Source organism: Eubacterium sp. AF16-48 (assembly GCF_003479405.1).
Lineage (GTDB): Bacteria > Bacillota > Clostridia > Lachnospirales > Lachnospiraceae > Eubacterium_G > Eubacterium_G segne.
The window spans coordinates 478-2995 of the sequence record NZ_QUHB01000025.1; the positions used below are offsets into that span (position 1 = coordinate 478).

General features: G+C 28.1%; 2 protein-coding genes and 1 pseudogene. All 3 read right to left on the bottom strand.

Annotated features, from left to right (window positions below; translation table 11 throughout):
- Positions 1 to 373: 373 nt before the first annotated feature.
- Entirely contained in the window at positions 374 to 505 is a 132-nt protein-coding gene (locus DWW68_RS13870) for a hypothetical protein (RefSeq protein WP_279220131.1), read from the bottom strand.
- Positions 506 to 1281: 776 nt separating this feature from the next.
- A complete protein-coding gene (locus tag DWW68_RS13260; protein ID WP_021952003.1) occupies positions 1282 to 1695 on the bottom strand; it encodes a hypothetical protein in 414 nt (137 codons plus the stop codon).
- A 229-nt stretch (positions 1696 to 1924) separates the two neighbouring features.
- Positions 1925 to 2518: pseudogene (locus tag DWW68_RS13265) on the bottom strand (hypothetical protein); the annotation flags it as partial.

Here is a 2518-nt window from a genome sequence, read left to right on the forward strand (position 1 = left end):
AAGACTTCTTAACATTATTTCCATAAACATCATATGTAAATGTCAGGTATGAACCGTCACCATAAGTTTCCTTTATTTTCTGTCCGTTCATGTCATATTCATATGTTGTTTCAATACTTCCACTACTAGTTTCATCCTTTATGGATAATACCTGTTCTGTACCGTTTGTTGTTGTTTTTGAAACACTTCCCAGCGCATCTGTTACCGTATTTCTATAATATCACTGCATCAAATGTCATTTCAACAACAACCTTTTCCAATCTGTTCTACCTCCATTTTTATCCAAAAAGATACCACACATGACCTCTATTCTGCCTTGAAACATGATAATGATATCCGATTACCCCACTTTTATTCTTATCAATTTCCGGTCCTATAGTTTTTTATTAGCGTTAGCTATTCGTGCTACAACTTCCGCTTCCGTCCTCGTCACTGTAAACACATTTCTTCCAGCATAAACTTCTTTAACTGACTGAACATATGATAATGTGCGTCCTATATCCACATATGTGCCTCTTAATGTTGTACTCCAATATTCTTTGTTAATGTAATGCTAACATCATCCACATTTATAAATCTGCCTATCTCTGTATCATAATACCTGCTTTGTAAATAATAAAATGCTGTTTCTTATAAAAAATCCCAAACAGTACCATATCGAAATGTCATTCTCCCCAGCATAGCTGGGGGATTAGACTTTTCATTTACATTTCCTCTCCAATAAGCATATTGGTATTCACAAAAAAATTTCTACAGAAGTGTAAAAACAATATACTAATAATAAAAAACATTAACATTGTAAATATATGTAATATTTTTTTTCTGTACGGCTTTTAATATACGTATAAATCTTGTATGTAGAAAAAGCCAAAAATACTGTTCCTGTTATAATCATTCCTATTATTGATATTATATATAATTTATTACTAATAGAATTATAATTATATTTTATATAATCATACTTATTATTTTGAATTTTAGTCGCTAATTGAATTTTCAAGCCATCGGTAGCATATATATAGGAAAATACATTATATAGTATAATAATAATTCCCAAATATATTTTACTAATATTTTTTTTCATTACTGAATCGCCCTTCAGAGTTATATGCATTCGTAATACTCCTTTCTTGTATTTTTTTGTCAAAAACACTTGACAAATTTTCGAAAAATGTGACGCTACGCACCCTTGTTAACAAGGTATTCTTTTTCCTTCCTGCAGTGTAATTACCTTGTCGTTTAACAATAATATTTGTCCACAAAAATAATTTTATTTAACCTTTAATCTGTCCTATATTCGATTTCATTAGGTTTTGTAGGAACAGATCTAATAAGCTTCACCATCCTATCTGATTTAAATATTTTGTAATCTTCTTTACTTAATTCACGTTCAGAATATTCTGAATATAAATCGTCACTGTACTGTATAATTACATACATTTCATTATTAAATACATACAGTCTACTTTTACCGTCATTGTAATATTCATCCACATTATCTAACAAAACTTTATCCTTCTTTAAATCATATAAGGAAAAACTTTCTACTCCCTTTAATATTTGAAATCTTCCATCTCCCACAACAACAACAGTGTCTTTTCCAATACCGTATTTATAATTTTCATTTTTGGCACATCCTATAATATTTAAGCAACTACAAATAATTATTATCAAAATAATCAATTTTTGTTTCATTTATTCATCCTCCATATTTTTTCTCTCTATTAGATTTTTTACCATATCTACAAGAATAAAAACATACGAAATAGTACGTTTACGTGTAATCCGCTGAAATAACCCAATTCATTATTTGATTTTCTATATCTCCCAGTCATAGAGAATAATAAAAAATACATTATCCTTTTTCATTCTTCCCTATGACTGTTCTATTCCAATACTTTCTCACACAAAAACTTCTCTATTTTTATATTAAATCTTTGTTTTTATTTTTTCTATCTTTGAATTTCATTTCAACAGTAATATGATAGCCATTACTTATCTTAAATGCTTGGCACACCCACTCATAATTATTTGCAATATTAATAAATGAATTATATTTTTCATATGAAAAATCATAATAATCTTTCAAAACACAATTTATTTTTCCTTTTTTAAATCTGTCTATATATAAGTCCACATTATGGAATGCTCCAAACATATCACCATGTTTAAATGAAATTGAATATTTTTTTGCTAAGTAATTAGATTTTTTAAACTTTTTCACTTTATTCCTAATTTTTCGTGATTTCTTTAATTTCTTTGCTAATGCAGATTTATTTCCATAATACAAATCACTAGGATTGTCTTGTAATGAATGTTCCAAAAAATCTGCCGAGTATTTCCAATTCTTTTTCTTTCTTAAATATAGTTCCGCTCCAATATAAGCTGGAGAATTTACTATTTTTTTCTCTAAAACACCCAAAGGTGAATATCTACCAGTAACAACCATAGATATATGTCCACTTGGATCCACATAGTTAATTGGATTATTTGCACAATAAGCATATAAATTCCAACA